This is a genomic window from Mesorhizobium kowhaii (assembly GCF_003253745.1).
In the GTDB taxonomy this organism is placed as follows: domain Bacteria; phylum Pseudomonadota; class Alphaproteobacteria; order Rhizobiales; family Rhizobiaceae; genus Mesorhizobium; species Mesorhizobium kowhaii.
Window position 1 is genome coordinate 686,544 of record NZ_MZXV01000013.1, and the last position, 13,595, is coordinate 700,138.

The window sequence follows — 13,595 nt, forward strand, 5'->3', positions numbered from 1 at the left end:
CTGAGCCTAGCGCCCGCTCGATCCACCAGCATCCTTCATGATAATCTCGCGGTGCGGATAGGGGATGTTAATGCCGTTTGCCTTGAATGTGTCCCACAGCGCCAGCAGTACCTTGCCGCGCACGTTGGTCAGGCCTTGCTGGGGATCGCGGATCCAGAAGCGCAAGACGAAATTCAGCGAGGAGTCGCCGAAGCCAGTGAGCCAGCAGACCGGGCGCCGATCGGCTTCGACCCGGCCGACACTGATCGCGGCTTCTATCGCCAGCTCGCTGACCTTGTGCGGGTCGGCGTCATAGGAGACGCCGAAATTCACGTCGAGCCGCACGAGGTTGTCGCTGAACGACCAGTTGATGACCCTTTGGGTGATGAAGTCTTCGTTGGGGATCAGAAATTCGCGACCGTCGCGCGTCACCACCGAGACGAAGCGCCCCCGCAATTCGCGGATCCAGCCGAAGGTGCTTTCGAGCGATATGGTGTCACCCGGCTTGATCGACTTGTCGAGCAGGATGATCACGCCGGAGACGAAATTTGAAACCACCTTTTGCAGCCCGAAAGCGAGACCGACGCCGATCGCGCCGGAAAACACCGTCAGCGCCGTGAGGTCGACGCCGACGGCGGAAATAGCGAAGGCGCCGGCCACCAGCACGAGACCGATCTTTGCCATCTTACCAACAAGGACGCGGATCGAGGGTGTCAGTTCCTCGGAGATGCGGACGCGCTCATCGATATAGTTGCCAATGACCACCGCAAGCCAGACCGTGGCGATCAGCAGCAGCGCCGCTTTCAGTAGCACAAGAACCGAAAGGCGAATCGCGCCCAAAGGGATTGCCAGGCTATCCAGGAAGGACGCGGCCTCGTCACTGATACCCAGGATGACAAGTGCTGCATAGATCCAGATCAGCCAGCCGAGAAGGCGGGCGACGAGGCGGTTGCGGATGATGCGCGACAGCACCGACGCGACGAGCCAGGCGAGGGACAGCGAAAGCACGATATGGAGAAGATGGGTGCGGCTTGGCCAGGTGACGGCGCGCATGAGGTTGAGCACGGCAAGCAGGAAGAGGGTGAAGAGGATCCAGTCAGTGCGCCGCAACAGGGCAATCACGACCCTCAGCAGTCCGGGATGGCCCTTGATCTGGCGTGCCCGGTCCTCCACGAGCGGCTCGATGCGCCGCGCCGCGAGCTTGGCCGCGAGGAACAGCGTGACGATGATGGCGGCCTGATAAAGTATCCACGGCGTGGCGGCATAGCCGAACCATCCGCTAGCCCAAGCCAGCGCTCGACCGATGGCATCGCGAACGTCCATTGCCACACGACCATTATGGACCGGCTAACGAACCTCAACTCGTCTCGAGGTCCATTTCGGAGCTACGCATTCATCGTTCTGCGGGCAGCTATGCGCCGGCCGAACCCGTGCCGGCAGGTTGCCGTTTGTCGGACGAATCCTTTTGTTGATCCTCTTCGTCGATCTCGTCCATCGCCTTTTCCCAAAAACGCAAGTCGGCGCCGTCCGGCTTGCCTTCCTTTTCCCAAAGCTCATAGGCACGCTGGCGGATGCGATCTTCTCGACTCTGGTCGGCCATCGTTTCCTCCTGATCTCGATTTACCATAAGGAACGTTGGTGCTCTCAAAACGATCCATGCTGGCCTTGGCCGCGGCTGATTTTGTCGGAACCGCGTGGCGCTCCTCACCTTGATGCGACCAAGGGGAGAGCTTTTTGGCAGGCCACAAGTCGGCCAGAGGAGGCCGCCGGACGAGCAAGAAAATTAATGTAGTTGCCTCGAGCTATTGAAGGCTCTGCCCGCCGGATCGCTGGCGGTCGAAACCGTGCGAGAAGGGAGCGAATGACTACAGACGCAGGGATCCGCTTTGCGCCGGGAGCGGTCATGTCAGCCTGTGCTCGGGAATGACCGCAATTGGGCCGGAAGCGGACTGGCAGCTTTTCAGCAGCGGAGGGTCCAAAGCTGACATTCAAATCGGTGCATCCTGAAGGTAACTAACGAGGCGGGGAAGGATGCTGTACGCCTGTGCTCCGGCCTCCAACCGAAACCTACTTCATTGGCAGTCCCGCGGCCACCAGGTCGGCCACCTGTCGATCAATCACTGCAGGATTGATATGGAACGTCATATCGCGCCACCGCGTGGCCTTAAGCCACGGCTGCATGGCAAGCGCCTTGAGGACTTCATTGCGTGCATCGTCAGTTTTTCCAATATGGACATCGTTGATGGCACGTAGCAGCGGAACAGTGATCAGGTAGTCTGACGCCTTCGTGATCAGGGCAGCAGATTCGGCGTACTTTTCGATATCCGTCAGGGCATTCGCCTTCATCACGAGATAATAATCGGCGACGTTTGGGTCGTTCCGGAGCCCGTATTCGGCTCGCTCGATGGCCTTGTCGGTCAAGCCACTGAAACGGGTGGCCTGTGAAAGATCGCCGATGAGAAACGCGTCTCCACGGCGAGTTGGAGTCAACATCTGACCGAAACTACCGACCTCGGTGAACCGATGCGTCCTTGCATTAGCAAACTCTTAACTACGTTGCGGCACCCTTTCTTGTATCTCATTACAGCTACATACGGGGGGCGGGAAACAAGGCTGCGAAAGGACGCGCCATGAACCGACATGGCCCGAACGACTGGCACACCCAACGACCGCGCTGGCTACTGCCGCTTTTTGCCTTCACCATCATAGTGTGTGCCGGCTTTGGCGCCGCCTTGGCCTTCGTCACCTAACTGGCACGCCACGCTTGCTCGTCATTCTGCGCTTTGACGCTCGCCACCATCCACCTAGTGGGCGGTGTAAGCCCCGTCCACCAGATGGTAGCTTCCGGTAATAAAGCTAGCCTGATCGGACAAGAGGAAGCACACAAGAGCAGCTACCTCTTCCGGTTTCCCGCGCCTGCCCATCGGCTGGAGGTCTGCCATGCGCCGGTTAGCTGCTGCCTCCACTTGCTCCGAAAGTGGTGTCTCGATCCAGCCGGGGCCGACGACATTGATTCGAATTCCCAATCTCGCATATTCGATCGCCGCAACCTTGGTCAGTCCAACAACCCCATGCTTCGCTGCCGTGTATGCGGACGCAGTTGGCAAACCCACGGAACCGAGAACGGAGGACATGTTGACGATGGCGCCTCCGCCCCGATCCAGCATGGCGGCGATTTCGTACTTCATGCAGTAGAAAACGCCATTTAGGTTGACGTTTATCAGCTTGTGCCAGTTGTCGAGCGGATAGTCTGCCGTTGCTTTTCGAACGCCGTCGATACCTGCATTGTTTACCGCCATATCCAGTCCACCGCATTTTTCAACAGTGAACTCGACCAGCTTTTCCACGGCTGCCGCATCCGTGACATCGACCGCAAGGTCGTGGGCCCTGCCTCCTTGCGAGCGTATTTCGGCGGCTTTGCAATGCGCGGCCTCAGCATCAAGGTCGGCGACAACAACCTCGGCTCCTTCTAGTCCGAGTTGCCGTGAAACGGCCGCTCCTATTCCGGAGCCCGCGCCGGTCACAATCGCGACTTTACCCTGGAAGTCAGGCTTCATCGTCTCTATCCTCTGCCCATTGTGACATAACCGAACAGAGGCAGATGATTATCGCAAGAAGTTTCGCTCCACTCCCTTGTTAATCCTGTGAACTCACCCTACGCCTTACCATGTCACCTGCGTGGCGCCTAACCAGGTCAGTTCGGGCAAGGCGTAGACTTGGCCGACGGGCCTTGGAGTGTTAGAGACGACGGCGGTAGGCTGACCATTTTCTTAGCAGGTAGAAATGGACAATAACCACATTGCGCGCCGGGGGCTCGTGCTGGGTAGTCTGGCTCTGATGGTTTCCGGATGTACGTCAGCGTTACGACAGGCGGCGGAGCCGATTTCATCCGCGTTCGCAGCAAGGAGGGGCCTGGATCCTCGCTTCACGCGGCAGCGTGTGAGGTATTCTGGAAGCGAGCCGCCCGGAATAATCGTCGTCGATACTTCGCAACGCTTCCTCTATGCCGTCGAGAGGGACGGGTGGGCGACGCGCTACGGCGTCGGCGTCGGCGAGCAGGGACTTTCGTTCAAGGGTACAGCGACCGTCGGCCGCAAGGCGGAATGGCCGTCGTGGACACCAACCGCCAGCATGATGAAGCGCAAGCCGCGCTTGGTGCAGTATGCAGGGGGGGTCCCCGGCGGACCAAACAACCCGCTTGGTGCGCGTGCCCTTTATCTCTATCAAGGCGGGCGCGACACCCACTTCCGGGTGCATGGCACAGACGAGCCTTGGACGATAGGCACGGAGGTGTCGAACGGGTGCATCCGTTTGATAAATGACGACATCATTGACCTCTACGACCGTACCCCTTTGGGCACGACGGTGGTGGTTATTTGATAGTCTGAGATGCGCCGCACGCCTGATCTCCGGCGGATGGTGAATTCTGCCAGCACGTCACGTAAATGTGCCGCCCGGCCACCGAGTGCCAACTGTGTCATTTCTGCACTAGGCCTTGATGCAGTTCGCGAGTAGTTTAGTGCGGTCGCAAGTTATTTGTGGCGATTGTATCGGCTATTCCGCCCCCGGGGAAAGGATTGCTTGATGAGCAGGACATTGATTGCAATGGTTGCTGTGCTCGCCGTTGCGAGCCTGAGCGGCTGCGCGAACGACTGGATCGGCAAAGGAAAGGGGAAGGCCCCGCCGCCGGAACCCGCTCCGGTAGAGCAACCAGTGATTAAGTAAGGACCGGCTTGTATGGGGAAGGGGTGCCAAGCCCTTCCCCATACATACGCAGCCGGGGCTTTGGCCGGCTTCATAGCCTACGGCGCGGTTGGCGGGCATAGGCTGTTATTAGGTCTGTGCTTTGTGAAGTTCGGGAATGGACGCGGCGATGACGCTTGTAAATAGCCGTCTCTTGCTTGTGGCGTTGGTGGCCCTCCCGGCAACGGCATGTCAGACGAAAGACCTGCCGCCCCAGCCGAATTTCGTATCTTCTGCCGATGGCGGAGCTGCGCCTCAAAAAAAGGACGAGCGGTACTTCATCGAGTTCCGCTCCCGCTACGCCCTAAGCTACGGCCACACCTACGCAGTTTTTGGGCGCCTAGACCGGGCCGGGAGAATGATCGATCCCCAAGTCGCGGGCCTTCACCCGGCTTCGAACAGTGCGGTTCCCTATGTTCTGGGCCATGTCGTGCCGGTGCCAGCCGAAACCGGGTGGAGCGACGGTGATCTGGAAGAACCATACAGATCCGCAAGCTGGCAAATCATATTGACCCGGGCCGAATACGACAAAGTCGTTGCCTACATCCGCAAGCTGCAGGCGAGCTCGCATGTCTGGCAGGCGACGGTCTTGAACTGCAACGGCTTCGTGGCGGACATCGCGCATTCCATGGGATATAAGACTCCCGCCATTCAGCTCCGGCCGCAACAATTCATAACCGAGCTTCGGGAGATGAATACATAGCAAAGATTCGAGGGATGAATGGGACCGAATGCGATCGGTACTGCCCCTCCGGCTTTCGCGTCTGCGGATCAACTCGGAGAGGATCGCTGCGCCTGAAGGTCGGCCGGTGACGAAATCGAGGCGGTGGGTGAAGTGGCCATACTCAGGGGCAGCTGCTACAGTCGCGACCGCAGAAAGGGCGCCGGTGACCTGAAGTGAGCATTGCGGCACCCTCACTTGGCGAGGCCATTTGGGTGATCGGCATCGTTGCTTGGTACGTGATCCGGTATCCCTTCGAGCGCCGGGCGAGGCGCGTGCGAATTGTAACTGGCTACCGCTCACGTTCCGACATCGTCGGGCTTGCATCTGCTCTGTTTGGCCTCGCAATCCTGCCTGCCTTCTATGTTGTCACCGGCATGCCCGCAGCGGCTGACCACCCGGCCAGCGCGTGGGCCGTGGCTCTCGGCACAATCATCTTCTGCTCCGCGCTATGGGTTTTTCGCAGATCCCACAAGGAACTTGGCCGGAACTGGTCGATTACGCTGGAGATTCGCGAACGGCATGAACTCATCTGCGCCGGACCATACGCCTTGGTCCGCCACCCGATGTATACCTCGTTCCTGCTCATGGGCCTCGCCCAGGTCTTTCTGCTGGCGAACTGGATTGCGGGCATATCGGGTTTGATTGGGTTCGCAGTCCTTTTCCTGCTGAGAGTGGACAAGGAAGAGCGTATGATGCTGGAGAATTTCGGCCCGCAATACCGTGCCTATATGGAAAAGACCAAGCGAATAGTCCCTTATCTTTATTAGAGGTACATTTGATGCGAGGCCGAGCCCTCAAGCTTTCGGCGCCCCGGCGCCTTGTTGGCGATCTGATGAGGTTTTCGATCGGCGTGCCACGGGTCGCGGTGCAGCGTCAGATGAACCTCGGCCCACTCGTAAGGGCTAGAATGGCGCAACAGACCAGGCCCTCCTGGACCGCGATCTTCCTGAAGGGATACGCGCTTCTCGCCCGAGAGACGCCCGAGCTTCGACGCGCCTATGTCAAATTGCCCTGGCCGCAGCTTTACGAGTATCCGGTAAGCGTAGCCTCGATTGCCCACGAGCGCGAATATGAGGGCGAGCCGGCCGTTCTGTTGAGCTGCATCAAGGGCCCAGAGCGCTACTCTATCACAGAACTTGAGGCGTCCATCCACGCGGCTCGGTCACGGCCGATCCTGGAGGTCACGGAGTTCCGGCGTGCGTTGCGCATGGCCCGTGCGCCCGCGCCCCTCAGGTGGCTGCTTATGTGGCTGGGATTGAACATCGCCCGGCAAAGGGCAAATTACTTCGGTACCTTCCAACTGTCCGTCTATTCAGGCCTCGGTGCGGAATCGCTCAACCCGCTCACACCATTGACCACGCTTCTGAACTACGGTCCGATCGGCGAAGATGGATCGGTGAATGTCCGCATCCACTACGATCACCGGGTAATGGATGGAGCGAACGTCGCACGAGCGCTGGAGAGATTCGAAAAGATTCTGAACGGCGCTGTCGCCGATGAAGTGTTGCTGCTCGGTCAAAGTGTCGCCGCTCCTTCAAGACAGAGGAACGCGAGATGATTTCGCACCGTGAATTCCGGCCAGCCGTCGTCGTGATTGGCGGCTCGGGTGGAATTGGCCGGGCGATTGCGAGCGTCGCTGCACGAGAGCGCGGTGCGATTGTGCTCGTTGCCCGCTCGCCCGAGGGTTTGGCCGCCGCGGCGGCTGAGGTTCGGGAGGGGGGGGGCGAGGCATTCACGCTCGAGTTGGATCTCGTGGCAGGCGATGCGCCAACGCGCCTGGAGGACTTTCTGTCCGCACACGGCTTGATCTGTGATGTCCTGGTCAACAGCGCCGGCTATGGCCTACGGGGCGCAGCGACGGCGCTCCCTATTGATGGTCAACTCGGCATCATCGATCTTAATATACATTCCCTCACAGAACTGACCCTCCATTTTCTGCCGGGAATGGTGGCGCGCCGACGGGGTGGGGTGCTCAATCTCAGTTCCGTGGCCGGGTTCGTTCCCGGGCCTTATATGGCTTTGTACTTCGCCAGCAAAGGTTTCGTGCGCTTCTTCTCAGAGGCGCTTCATCAGGAGTTGCGCCGAACCGGTGTGACGGTCACATGCGTGGCACCAGGGCCGGTGTCGACGGAGTTTCTCGAAAGGTCCGGCGCCTATCAGACAGTGCTCTTCAACATCCTGCCCAAGCTGGATCCGGAGGCTGTAGCCGAACGCGCGTGGCGAGGGTTCAAATCCGGTCGTCGCCTCATCGTGCCGGGCATCTCAGCCAAGTTGGCTGCCCTTGTGGCGACGCTCCTGCCTTCAGCAGCGATACTCCCCCTGATCGGCCGGCTGCAACGCGGCGGTAATGATCCATGTCCTTGCGGTTCAGGTAGGAAGTTCAAAAAATGCTGCGGTACCCGCCAGATTCAGCTACGCCGTGGCCCTCGGCGAACTATCCCCTAACCGGCACCGGCACCGGCACCGGCAGCGGCAGCGGCGCCTGCCACATCCAGATGCCCAAGCAATGCACCGCCCTCGACTTCAGCGGCGCGGGACACGGGGTCAATGACGACATGGTTCATTGCCGACAGATCGAGAACAATTCCACCATCGCAGGTCGACAAGCCGGGGAAGCTATGGCCGCCGCACCTGACTGCCAATAGAGCACCGCATTCAGCCGCAAGCTGCACGGCCTTTGCCACTTGGGCGGCCGTTCTCGGGCGGACAATCGCGGCAGGTCGCCGATCTACCGTGCCATTCCACACCTTACGCAGCGTCTCGTATTCGGGCTGATGAGGTTTTATGACCGTGCAGTTCGGCTCGGCAGTCTCAAGTTCCTTGAAAATCCGCGCCAGTAGCATGCCATAGCCGCCCCAATGCCGTGACTGCGTATCCAAATCCCACTTGTTCTTGATTTTAACTGACACATTGCGACCCGAACTGTCTTGCCAGCGACGACGGCAAATCACGCAAAGGTCCGCAAGAGGTCCGATACGCGACAGTCCTGATGGCGATCCGTAGGTCCGGAGATGGCGCTACCGCGACCTCCAGCGCGGCGTCACTAACGTCCGCTTTTAGGCAGTGACACTGCTAACTTTGATGACCGAGATGCGGCGCAAAGCAGCCATTCAGGATTCGGTCTGCGAAGGTCGACTTCGGGCTCAAGCTCATTCAGAGCCGTTTTTGCCCCCTAATGCACCACCGCCCGCAACCTCTCCCGCAACTCCCTTGGCGCCACATCATACCTGCTCTTGAACGCCCGCGAAAAATGCGCGCTCGAATTGATCCGCCAGGCAAACGCGATTTCGGAGATCGAGGCCGAGGCGCGGGCGGGGGACAGCAGTTCTTCCTTGCTGCGCTCCAGCCGGCGGTGCCAGACGAAACGTTCCAGGGTGGCGCCTTCGCCTTCGAAGGCGCGGTGCAGATAGCGGCGGGAGCAGCCCATGTGGCGGGCGATGTCTTCGGCCGACAGGCTGCTGCGCGCCAGATTGGCGTCGATATAGGCGACGATGCGCTCGCGCAGCGCTTCCAGCGGCGAGCGGCGGAATTCGGGCGCCATGGGCTTCGCCTGGATCAGGCCGTTGACCAGCTGGATCAGGCTTTCGCCGACGCGCCGGCTGCCGGCCTCGTCGAGCTTGTGCGCCTCGCCGATCGCCATCTGCATCAGGCCGGAGACGATGTGGGTGAGGTCGCCGGACGAGTTGCACCGCCTCTATCTCGGCGGATAAGGGGCCGAGCGGAGGCCGTCCCGGCGGGCGCCGATGTGCCTGCTGCCGCCGAGATCGGCGGCAGCAGGCAATGGTCCGCTATTTGATCTAATTTCTTTCCAAGCCGTTAATGCGGCCATGCTGTTAATCAGCGTTTGCTAATGAATTGTTCGAACCTGAGGCAGCAATGACCAAGAATCTCGGCAATGCGCGCCACACGCGGGCGAAGGACCAGCAAGTCTCCTCTCTCGGCAAGGTCGCGCCGGCGCTGTTTCCGCTGGTCGTGGCGGCGCTGGGCTACATGATCGGCAGGCAATTCTTCGGCATCTAGCGGGCTTGCCGCTGCCCGGCTTGGCGCCCTCAAACGCCTTCGCGGGCTGACCAGGACAACGCGAGGGCCGCCATTTGCGTTGCAGCCGCCTGTCGCCAGACGTCGACGTCAGACGTGGACGTCGCCGAAGGAAAGTTCGCCGTCGTCGTCGGCCGCGAAAATGACGAAGGCGAGCAGCCCGGCATAGAATGCCGCTACGATAACCACGATCGCCACACCGGGAACGGGGCCAAGGGCGGCGCTGTCGACGGCCTGGCGAAGCGAACCGACAAACCCGGTCCTGAGGCCCACGGTCTGAAGGCTGGGGGTCGATATCTTGACCACCCAGGCCAGCAGCAGGATCATGAACAGGTAGATGTAATTTCGCCGCAGGCGGCGCGCCAGCGCAGCGCGCTGCGATAGCAGAAACTTCGGCGCGCGCAGGCCTTCGCCGACGACGAGCAGCCAATCAGAGGCAAAGTCGGGCTGCGGGGAGAATATCTGCGCGAAATAGTGGCGTTCGAACTGCCGCACGCGAGCCCGGTAGAAGTCGAAGAACCGATAGCGGCGCGCCTCGATCCACAGCAGCAGCAGGATCAGCAGCATGGCGAACAGCAGCACGCCGTGATGCGCACTGGCCGTGGACAGCGATACCGAAAGCAGCGCCGCCACCACCGTGATCGCCCAGTTCGTCGTCCTGTCGAGCCGGTCGCGCCATCCCGCCATGCGCGCGATCTCGGCGCGGTGAAAATGCGACAGCGTATTCACGCGCTCCGTCGATGAAAGGACGAGGCCCGCGGGTTTTGCCGACGCATCGTTCATGACATCCTCCGGCAAGGACTAGAACAGTTTGCCGGCAACATCGTTCCCAGGCGCTCATTCCGGTCCGCCGATCCAGTCGACCAGAAGGGCAACAAGGCCGAAGGCGGCGGCGATGGCGCAGACCATTGGCCATCCGCCCCAGGTCCAGGCGATGCCGGCCAGCATCGAGCCGATGGCGCCGCCGATGAAGAAGATGCCGACGAACAGGCCGTTGAGCCGGCCGCGCGCCTTGGGCTGCAGCAGGTTGATGGCGCGACGGCCGAGCGTCTGGTCGCCGGTGACGCCGATGTCGAGCAACACGGCGCTGATACCCATCGGCACCAAGGGTCCCCATGAGGCTCCCATCTGGAAGGAGCCGGCCCAGGCCGAGAGCGCCATCGAGCCGATCAGCAAGAGATGGCAGGCGATGGTGGCGGAGCGCGTCCAGCCGCGATCGCCGGCCCGGCCGAACACCGGCGTCACCACCGCGCCGCCGGCGCCGACCAGCGCGAACAGCGCGATGCCGCGCTGGCCGAGATCGAAAGGCGGCAAGGCCAGGCGCAACGCCACCGCCGTCCAGAACAGGCTGAACGCCGCCATCACCAGGGCCGCTGTCAGCGCCCGCCGCCGCAGCACCGGCTCGTCGCGCAGCAGGTCGAGCAGCGAGGCGATCAGCGCGCCATAGGACGATTTCGCTGCCGGCCGCCGTCGCGGCAAGGTGAAGGCGAGCACGCATGTGAGCACGACAAGGGCTGCGGCGCTGAGGCCGTAGAAGGCGCGCCAACCCCAGGCATCGGCGATCAGGCTGGCCAGCGGACGCGCCAAGAGAATGCCAACCATCAACCCGCTCATGACGTCGCCGATGACGCGGCCATCCTGTCCGGGCGGAGCCATGGAGGCGGCGATTGGCACCAGGATCTGGATGGCCGAGCAGGCAGCACCCAGGATGAACAGGACGATCAGCAGCGCGGCGGCGCTGGGCGCCAGTGCGGCGACGCCGGCCGCCAGGGCCGCCGCGATCAGCATGCGCAGGATCAAGGCGCGGTTTTCCGAGAGGTCGGCGAGCGGCACCAGGAAGAACAGGCCGGCGGCGTAGCCGAGCAGGGTGGCCATCGCAACGAGGCCGACGCTTGCCGCATTGGCGCCGAGCGATGGCCCGATCAGGCCGACCAGAGTCTGCGGGGCGAACAGATTGGTGACGATGATGCCGGCCGCGGTGGCAAAGAGTAGCGTCTGCGGACCGGTGATGGTCGCGGCCGGCCCGGCCATCTGGCCGTCATTCGTATCAGGCATTGGCGTATCAGGCATTGGCGTATCGAGCATTGGGTCCTCATTGCATATCGTGGGAGGACTTTATGCCGAAGCATTATCATGCTACAATTCAATCAATTCGATAATGATTATGCGAGAAGCGCATGAACATCCCTGATCTCGAAGCCTTCATCGCCGTGGTCGAAACCGGCTCGATCGTCGGTGCCTCGGCCCGGCTCAACCTCACCCAGCCGGGCGTGACGCGCCGCATCCAGAATCTGGAGGATGGGCTGGCAACGGAGCTGCTCGACCGCCAGTCGAAGCCGCTGAAGCCGACCGCCACCGGCCGCGAGGCCTATGAGCATGGCCGCCGCGTGCTGCGCTCGCTCGAAGACCTGAAGGCCGGCGTGTCGCCGCAAGGCGAGGTCAAGGGCGAGTTCCGGCTGGGCATCATGCCCTATCTCTCCGATGCCGCGCTGGCGCTGCCGCTCGACAGCCTGCGCGCCGCGTTTCCGCAATTGACGCTGCGCATCACCTCCGGCTGGTCGCCGAGGCTGGTGGAGCAAGTGGCGCGCAGCGAGCTCGACGCGGTGGCGGTGTGCCTCGCCGAAGGCGTGGCGCCGCCGGACGAACTGGTCCACGACGATCTCGGCGTGCAGTCGGTGCTGCTGGTTGCGTCACCCGCCATTGGCGTGCCGAGACCCGCCGACCTTGCCTCGCTGTCGCGCTTTCCCTGGGTGATGAATGAAAACGGCTGCGGGTTTCGCGCCTTCATCCGCCAGAGTTTCGAGGCCGCAAGGCTGCCGTTCCAGGTCGGGGTGGAGGCGCTCAATGTCGACCTCAGAATGTCGCTGGTGGCGCGCAGCCACGGCATCGGCATCGTCACGCCGGGCGCCTTCGCCGACAGCCGGTGGCGCGATGTGGTCGAGGTCATCGATTGCCCGGACTTCAAGCCGCAAGTGCGCGCATGGCTGCTGCACCGGCCGCCGGCCGGACGACTCGGCCGCCCCATCGCACTGTTTCGCGACGCGCTGATCAAAGGGCTTGAGGTGCCGATACCGCTGGTGTCGTAGTGAGGGCGAGCAACGGGCAATCCGGCTGGCGCCCCTTGAGACCCAAGGCATGCCCAATATGAGTGGTTCGCCAGTGTGTTAGACACGCTTTGCATTCAACGATCACATTGCATTACCAGGTCTTGACGTCATAGCCGCGAACCCCAGATCGATCATGCCGGCGCCGGATGGGGCCGGTGCAGACGCGGGCGCCGGCTTGATGGGCGGCGCCGGCCTGATCGATGGCCTTGTGACCATCGAATTCGGGCATCACGCGCCGGAGGCGATGAAGCCGCGCGAGAGCCGCGACCGGTTCCCAAATGTGGAGCGGATCGGACCAGAAGCAGAGCGAAACAGCAAGCGCAAACGGGGCCGGCAGCGATGCCTGCGCCCGACGGCGCATTGTCCTCGAGCATGATTGCCAGAGCATACAAACGAACCAGAAACAGAATTAAGAAGGGAGCAAGTGCAATGACTATTCGTGATCTCATGCCGTGGAGCCGCGACACCAACCAGGCTCCGAGCCTCTTTCGCGAAGGCGACCGGGACCCGTTCACGGGTCTGCGTCGAGAGATGAGCCGCCTGGTCGACGACATGTTCCGCAGCTTCGATTCTCGGCTTCCGTCCTTGGGCAGGTTCTCTTCCGGTGGTGGCTGGCCCAGCGTGGAAATCTCCGAAACGGACAAGGAGATCCGCGTGACGGCCGAGATACCCGGCATGGAAGAGAAGGACATCGAGGTGTTGCTCGATGATGGCGTCCTGACGTTGCGCGGCGAAAAACACGCCGAAGCCGAGGACAGGGAACGTCAGTTCTCCGAGCGGTTCTACGGCCGCTTCGAACGTCGCATCCCGCTCGGTTTCGAAGTCGCAGAAGATAAGGTCGCGGCCGATTTCCGCAACGGTGTGCTGTCCGTCACCTTGCCGAAGTCGGAGAAGGCGCAGAGCAAGGCAAAGCGCATCCCAATTGGCGGCAAGAGCACCAAGCACTAGAACAGACTGGCCGGGCGGGCCTCTCGCGCACGCCCGGCATCGAGCGGCGGATTTCG

At 61.7% G+C, this 13,595-nt stretch carries 18 protein-coding genes; 9 read left to right on the forward strand and 9 right to left on the reverse strand.

What is annotated here, in order from left to right:
• Window positions 1–6: 6 nt before the first annotated feature.
• The 4 genes from B5V02_RS05715 to B5V02_RS05730 form a co-directional block, all read right to left on the reverse strand.
• Complete coding sequence (locus B5V02_RS05715; RefSeq protein ID WP_111543207.1) at window positions 7–1,302, reverse strand: mechanosensitive ion channel family protein; 1,296 nt, start codon at window positions 1,300–1,302, stop codon at window positions 7–9.
• 88 nt (window positions 1,303–1,390) lie between these two features.
• Window positions 1,391–1,579, reverse strand: coding sequence for a DUF2934 domain-containing protein (locus B5V02_RS05720; protein ID WP_111543208.1), 189 nt, complete (start codon window positions 1,577–1,579; stop codon window positions 1,391–1,393).
• Between the two features lie 467 nt (window positions 1,580–2,046).
• Complete coding sequence (locus B5V02_RS05725) at window positions 2,047–2,472, reverse strand: hypothetical protein (RefSeq protein ID WP_146606017.1); 426 nt, start codon at window positions 2,470–2,472, stop codon at window positions 2,047–2,049.
• Window positions 2,473–2,783: 311 nt separating this feature from the next.
• Window positions 2,784–3,536 (reverse strand): SDR family NAD(P)-dependent oxidoreductase, encoded by a 753-nt coding sequence (locus B5V02_RS05730; RefSeq protein WP_111543210.1) that lies wholly within the window; start codon window positions 3,534–3,536, stop codon window positions 2,784–2,786.
• Between the two features lie 226 nt (window positions 3,537–3,762).
• Here B5V02_RS05730 and B5V02_RS05735 point away from each other — a divergent pair, with 226 nt between their 5' ends.
• From B5V02_RS05735 to B5V02_RS05760, 6 genes are all read left to right on the forward strand, one after another.
• Window positions 3,763–4,359, forward strand: a complete 597-nt coding sequence (locus tag B5V02_RS05735) for a L,D-transpeptidase (RefSeq protein ID WP_111543211.1) — start codon at window positions 3,763–3,765, stop codon at window positions 4,357–4,359.
• Window positions 4,360–4,563: 204 nt separating this feature from the next.
• Window positions 4,564–4,704, forward strand: coding sequence for an ABC transporter (locus tag B5V02_RS41435; RefSeq protein ID WP_111543212.1), 141 nt, complete (start codon window positions 4,564–4,566; stop codon window positions 4,702–4,704).
• Window positions 4,705–4,852: 148 nt separating this feature from the next.
• Entirely contained in the window at window positions 4,853–5,425 is a 573-nt protein-coding gene (locus B5V02_RS05745) for a hypothetical protein (protein ID WP_111543764.1), read from the forward strand.
• Between the two features lie 194 nt (window positions 5,426–5,619).
• A complete protein-coding gene (locus tag B5V02_RS05750) occupies window positions 5,620–6,213 on the forward strand; it encodes a protein-S-isoprenylcysteine O-methyltransferase (RefSeq protein ID WP_111543213.1) in 594 nt (197 codons plus the stop codon).
• Window positions 6,214–6,224: 11 nt separating this feature from the next.
• Window positions 6,225–7,004, forward strand: coding sequence for a hypothetical protein (locus tag B5V02_RS05755; protein ID WP_111543214.1), 780 nt, complete (start codon window positions 6,225–6,227; stop codon window positions 7,002–7,004).
• Complete coding sequence (locus B5V02_RS05760; RefSeq protein ID WP_111543215.1) at window positions 7,001–7,891, forward strand: SDR family NAD(P)-dependent oxidoreductase; 891 nt, start codon at window positions 7,001–7,003, stop codon at window positions 7,889–7,891. Before B5V02_RS05755 ends, B5V02_RS05760 begins: the two co-directional genes overlap by 4 nt.
• Here B5V02_RS05760 and B5V02_RS05765 read toward each other — a convergent pair.
• Entirely contained in the window at window positions 7,888–8,355 is a 468-nt protein-coding gene (locus B5V02_RS05765; RefSeq protein WP_146606018.1) for an FAD-binding oxidoreductase, read from the reverse strand. The genes B5V02_RS05760 and B5V02_RS05765 overlap by 4 nt on opposite strands.
• Before the next feature lie 263 nt (window positions 8,356–8,618).
• Window positions 8,619–9,092, reverse strand: a complete 474-nt coding sequence (locus B5V02_RS05770) for a helix-turn-helix domain-containing protein (protein WP_111543217.1) — start codon at window positions 9,090–9,092, stop codon at window positions 8,619–8,621.
• Window positions 9,093–9,322: 230 nt separating this feature from the next.
• On the opposite strand from B5V02_RS05770, the gene B5V02_RS05775 reads away from it, so the two are divergent.
• Window positions 9,323–9,466, forward strand: coding sequence for a hypothetical protein (locus B5V02_RS05775; RefSeq protein WP_111543218.1), 144 nt, complete (start codon window positions 9,323–9,325; stop codon window positions 9,464–9,466).
• 108 nt (window positions 9,467–9,574) lie between these two features.
• On the opposite strand, the gene B5V02_RS05780 is transcribed toward B5V02_RS05775, so the two are convergent.
• Window positions 9,575–10,267: a DUF2270 domain-containing protein gene (locus B5V02_RS05780; protein WP_111543219.1), complete on the reverse strand. Its 693-nt coding sequence runs from the start codon at window positions 10,265–10,267 to the stop codon at window positions 9,575–9,577.
• Window positions 10,268–10,321: 54 nt separating this feature from the next.
• Entirely contained in the window at window positions 10,322–11,539 is a 1,218-nt protein-coding gene (locus B5V02_RS05785; protein WP_111543220.1) for an MFS transporter, read from the reverse strand.
• A gap of 122 nt (window positions 11,540–11,661) precedes the next feature.
• Here B5V02_RS05785 and B5V02_RS05790 point away from each other — a divergent pair, with 122 nt between their 5' ends.
• Window positions 11,662–12,570, forward strand: a complete 909-nt coding sequence (locus tag B5V02_RS05790; RefSeq protein WP_111543221.1) for a LysR family transcriptional regulator — start codon at window positions 11,662–11,664, stop codon at window positions 12,568–12,570.
• Between the two features lie 112 nt (window positions 12,571–12,682).
• On the opposite strand, the gene B5V02_RS40435 is transcribed toward B5V02_RS05790, so the two are convergent.
• Window positions 12,683–12,820, reverse strand: coding sequence for a hypothetical protein (locus B5V02_RS40435; protein ID WP_167458375.1), 138 nt, complete (start codon window positions 12,818–12,820; stop codon window positions 12,683–12,685).
• A gap of 200 nt (window positions 12,821–13,020) precedes the next feature.
• Between B5V02_RS40435 and B5V02_RS05800 the strand changes: the two genes are divergently transcribed.
• Window positions 13,021–13,539: an Hsp20/alpha crystallin family protein gene (locus B5V02_RS05800; protein WP_111543223.1), complete on the forward strand. Its 519-nt coding sequence runs from the start codon at window positions 13,021–13,023 to the stop codon at window positions 13,537–13,539.
• Window positions 13,540–13,595: the final 56 nt, after the last annotated feature.

Coding starts and splice junctions, on each gene's coding strand:
- B5V02_RS05715 (WP_111543207.1), bottom strand. CDS start 1,302: ATGGACGTTCGCGATGCCATCGGTCGAGCGCTGGCTTGGGCTAGCGGA.
- B5V02_RS05720 (WP_111543208.1), bottom strand. CDS start 1,579: ATGGCCGACCAGAGTCGAGAAGATCGCATCCGCCAGCGTGCCTATGAG.
- B5V02_RS05725 (WP_146606017.1), bottom strand. CDS start 2,472: ATGTTGACTCCAACTCGCCGTGGAGACGCGTTTCTCATCGGCGATCTT.
- B5V02_RS05730 (WP_111543210.1), bottom strand. CDS start 3,536: ATGAAGCCTGACTTCCAGGGTAAAGTCGCGATTGTGACCGGCGCGGGC.
- B5V02_RS05735 (WP_111543211.1), top strand. CDS start 3,763: ATGGACAATAACCACATTGCGCGCCGGGGGCTCGTGCTGGGTAGTCTG.
- B5V02_RS41435 (WP_111543212.1), top strand. CDS start 4,564: ATGAGCAGGACATTGATTGCAATGGTTGCTGTGCTCGCCGTTGCGAGC.
- B5V02_RS05745 (WP_111543764.1), top strand. CDS start 4,853: ATGACGCTTGTAAATAGCCGTCTCTTGCTTGTGGCGTTGGTGGCCCTC.
- B5V02_RS05755 (WP_111543214.1), top strand. CDS start 6,225: ATGCGAGGCCGAGCCCTCAAGCTTTCGGCGCCCCGGCGCCTTGTTGGC.
- B5V02_RS05760 (WP_111543215.1), top strand. CDS start 7,001: ATGATTTCGCACCGTGAATTCCGGCCAGCCGTCGTCGTGATTGGCGGC.
- B5V02_RS05770 (WP_111543217.1), bottom strand. CDS start 9,092: ATGCAGATGGCGATCGGCGAGGCGCACAAGCTCGACGAGGCCGGCAGC.
- B5V02_RS05775 (WP_111543218.1), top strand. CDS start 9,323: ATGACCAAGAATCTCGGCAATGCGCGCCACACGCGGGCGAAGGACCAG.
- B5V02_RS05780 (WP_111543219.1), bottom strand. CDS start 10,267: ATGAACGATGCGTCGGCAAAACCCGCGGGCCTCGTCCTTTCATCGACG.
- B5V02_RS05785 (WP_111543220.1), bottom strand. CDS start 11,539: ATGCCTGATACGAATGACGGCCAGATGGCCGGGCCGGCCGCGACCATC.
- B5V02_RS05790 (WP_111543221.1), top strand. CDS start 11,662: ATGAACATCCCTGATCTCGAAGCCTTCATCGCCGTGGTCGAAACCGGC.
- B5V02_RS40435 (WP_167458375.1), bottom strand. CDS start 12,820: ATGCCCGAATTCGATGGTCACAAGGCCATCGATCAGGCCGGCGCCGCC.
- B5V02_RS05800 (WP_111543223.1), top strand. CDS start 13,021: ATGACTATTCGTGATCTCATGCCGTGGAGCCGCGACACCAACCAGGCT.